The organism is Mesorhizobium sp. M7A.F.Ca.US.005.03.2.1 (assembly GCF_003997795.1).
GTDB lineage: Bacteria > Pseudomonadota > Alphaproteobacteria > Rhizobiales > Rhizobiaceae > Mesorhizobium > Mesorhizobium ciceri.
On sequence record NZ_RZRP01000686.1, the window covers coordinates 1 to 3,458 of the forward strand.

Consider the following 3,458-nt stretch of genomic DNA (forward strand, 5'->3'; position numbering starts at 1 on the left):
AGTCCAAATCGCGCGCCATCAACGCCTGGTCGCCAGCCAGCTTGGTGGCCGAGAAGGCGGACGGCTGCAGCCGATCGACCCCGATTGCCGAGAAGTGAATGACTTTTCTCACGCCCGCCTGCTCACAGGCGGCAAAGAGTGCCGATGCGCCACCCGCATGCACACCGCCAGTGCTTTCTTGCGCGCTGTCCTGCAGCACGCCGGCGCAGTTGACGACCGCGTCGATGCCTATCAGATGCGGGCTCCAGTCCTGCGTCTGCAGCGCCTTTGCCATGTCGAGCAAGACAGGCGGCAAGCCTCTGAAGGGCGCGGCGCCGGCACGATGCAGCACGCGAACGATTTCATATCCATCGGCGGCCAGGCGCGCACAAAGAGAAGCTCCGATCAGACCCGACGCGCCGGTGACGAGGACCCTCACCTGGCACCTGAAAACTGCAGTGACAGTCGCGCCTCATCCTGTCTGCACGCGGAGCCGGACGAAACAGCGGTGTCGCAGCGATCGGGCCGCACGATCGAGCGATTCCGCGCGCCTCGCCGAGGGCAGATGGAAGCGAGCGTCGCGGCGCTGCTGGCGCGTCCGGCCAGAGCTCCGACAGTTTCGAGCAACGATATCGAGCGGAAGCTCGGGTTGATTGTTCCTTTGGTTTCTACCATGGGCGCTGATCCCAAGCTGCCACGGATGTTCCTGCAACCATTCATGGGCAAGGCGAGTTGTTCGCGCAGGAATGACCGCCTCGGACGGTTCAGTGCAACGACCGTATCCACTATTTGCTCATGCACGCAGCGCCAGCCAACCTGATCGACGGTGTCGCTGGACTCGATCTCCCTCCCGCCCAACGCGTTCAGCTAGATCTAGGCGGCATCTTGCAGCGCCCTTTCATTTACGCTGGTTTCTCCAAGCTGCGTCAACGCCTCGTCCGTTGCCTTCTCTTCGTCGAGCGTCTGCTGCAGCAGCGGAACCGCGTCATTCAAGCCGAGCAGCCTTGCCCAGGTTACCAATGTCCCATAACGGGCGATCTCATAATGCTCGACGGCCTGGGCAGCGGCAACAAGCCCGGCGTCGAGGGCCGGCGCCGCCTGGAGCTCCTCCAGTATCTCCCCGCCCTCCTCAATGATGCCGTCGATCGCGGGACAGGTCTTGCCCTGCGCGCGCTTGCCGAAAATCTCGAACACCTGCTGCAGCCGCTCAACCTGACCCTCAGTCTCGTCGCGGTGCTTCTCGAACGCGGCGGTCAACTCTTGCGATTCGGTACCCCTGGCCATTTTCTTGAGGGCACTTAACGCTCCGCGTAGTATATGTCCTTCAAGGCTTCGTAAAATAGATCTTCCAGGCCCTTTGTGCTGCTCTGGGCGCTTTTCTTCGTCGCCATCTCCATGTCCCACTTCGAGTTCAATGCTTCGCGGCATATGCAGCTCTAACAACCAAGGCCATCGGTTGTTCCTCGCCCTCAAAGACATCGTGGGAACACGAGCAAGGACCGTGGGGATCTCGCTCCGTTCTGGTCGGCACAACCGGCGCCATGTCGCCTCTGCGCCTGGCTAGCCTCGTGGCCGCTTGTCAAGCCGCCTGCCGCGCCTTAACCGGCGTTCTCGCCTATCGAAGTCGATTGCTGGTCACGCTTTCGCCGATCAATGTTGATAAGACGGCGGTCGGGGGCCGCGGTGCCGGAACGACCTCTTCAGCGTTTTGTGGGCAAGCTGCTGTGAGACCAGATCGCGCGCTTTTCGGCACATATTGCAAGCCACAATGGTCGCTCGGCTGCCTCTGCCGGTCTAAACGGGACCCGGCCCGCGGCATGCCCGGATGGTTGAAGCGGATTGTTGAAAAGGTGTGTCGGGGTGAACTAGATCATGCGCCGCCATCGGTTGCGACGATCGAGCGACGATTGCTCCTACCGGCCGCCCGACCGCCGTTTCGCTTCTTCATCGATCCTGCGACCTGAGAATCTTGAGTGCCTCGTCCTTGGTGAGGCCGCACTTTCGGGCAAAGTAGTCGCTTCGATGGCCCTTTCGCGATCCGTCCGAGACGCGGTGTTCTGCTTGGCCTTCTTGCCCATCGATGCTATCGCCTCGATTATATCGCCTGCTGGTGATCAAGCGCCTACGCCGTGGGAGGGCTCACGCGGGGATCGGGTCACCAATCTTGCAGCTCCGCTGCCTGGCTCGAACTGTGGTTGGCGCGATTGTTCCGAGATCGCAGAACTTCGCAAGAGATGCCTGGCGCCGGACTTTGCTGTGGCCATTCGGGATCTGTCATCCCATCGCTGTGACCTGCAGACGAATGCAGAGCCTCAGCAGTTTTTCGCCGCTTTCATCGTGGGTTAGTCCCGACAACATGTTCGTTCCAGTACCCGGAGGAAAACGTGCGCGACCAGTCTTTTTCCCATCTGGAGGCGCTCATTGATGTGCGTCCCGACACGAATTTCACCCCTAGCGCGCCATGGCCTCGCGGATCGGCCACTGCGTCACTCGATGCAATATGGAACAATCCTCGCAGGCGGATGTTGGGCAACCCAACCCCCTGGAGGATTGCCAATGTTCATGCACAACAAGCGCCTGCAATACACCGTCCGCGTTTCGGAGCCTAATCCCCGCCTGGCCTGCATGATCATGGAACAATTCGGTGGCGCCGATGGTGAGCTTGCCGCGGCGATGCGCTATTTCACGCAAGGCCTCGGCGAGGATGATCTTGGCCGTCGCGACATGTTGCTCGACATAGCCACTGAAGAACTCAGCCACCTTGAGGTGGTGGGATCGATCGTCACCATGCTGAACAAGGGGCTCAAGGCACAACTTGCCGAAGGCCAGATGAAAGAAGCGGACCTTTATATGATGATCGGCGCCAGCGGTACGACAGCCAAGGAATCCATCCTGTTTGGCGGTGCTCCCGCGCTGTGCGACTCAGCCGGCGTTCCCTGGACCGCGGCCTATGTCGACTCACGCGGTGAACCTACCGTGGATTTGCGGTCGAACATCGCCGCTGAAGCGCGCGCCAAGATCGTTTACGAACGCCTCATCAACATCACCGATGATCCGGGCATCAAGGACGCGCTCGGCTTCCTGATGACACGCGAGATCGCTCATCAAAAGTCGTTTGAGAAAGCACTCTACGCCATCGAAAACAATTTCCCGTCAGGCAAGCTCCCGGGCATCGAGAGGTACGCCAGCATGTACGTCAACACCTCTCAAGGTGACGGCGATACCAATGGTCCATGGAATTCCGGCGAAGAGTGGGATCGGATCGATGACCTTGAAGAGGTGATGCCCGTCGACGGCGGAGACGGCTTGGCAACCGTCAAAATGGGCGCCAGAGACATGAAGGTGGTGGCCAAGATGGCCGACCGTACTCTTTCTGATCCGGCGTCCGATCCGATCACGGGCGCTGATCTAGGTGCCGGTCCGGGAGCTGGCCGAACCAAGAACGCGGATTTTGGCGGCGCGGCAAGCATTCAGGAGGC

General features: G+C 60.5%; 3 protein-coding genes and 1 pseudogene. 2 read left to right on the top strand and 2 right to left on the bottom strand.

All coding sequences use genetic code 11. The features are described 5' to 3' along the window. Nucleotides 1-418 (bottom strand): NAD-dependent epimerase/dehydratase family protein (locus EN991_RS28335; RefSeq protein WP_127369988.1); only part of this gene is annotated, 418 nt, incomplete at its 3' end. Between EN991_RS28335 and EN991_RS40020 the strand changes: the two genes are divergently transcribed. Next, nucleotides 323-799: a hypothetical protein gene (locus tag EN991_RS40020; protein WP_164766193.1), complete on the top strand. Its 477-nt coding sequence runs from the start codon at nt 323-325 to the stop codon at nt 797-799. The genes EN991_RS28335 and EN991_RS40020 overlap by 96 nt on opposite strands. Before the next feature lie 53 nt (nt 800-852). Here the strand turns inward: EN991_RS40020 and EN991_RS28345 are convergent. Continuing rightward, a pseudogene (locus EN991_RS28345) lies at nt 853-1,370 on the bottom strand (DUF892 family protein). A 1,165-nt stretch (nt 1,371-2,535) separates the two neighbouring features. Here EN991_RS28345 and EN991_RS28355 point away from each other — a divergent pair. Further along, nucleotides 2,536-3,458, top strand: a 923-nt coding sequence (locus tag EN991_RS28355) for a manganese catalase family protein (RefSeq protein ID WP_164769425.1), incomplete at its 3' end; no start/stop codon positions are given.

Coding starts and splice junctions, on each gene's coding strand:
- EN991_RS40020 (WP_164766193.1), top strand. CDS start 323: ATGCAGCACGCGAACGATTTCATATCCATCGGCGGCCAGGCGCGCACA.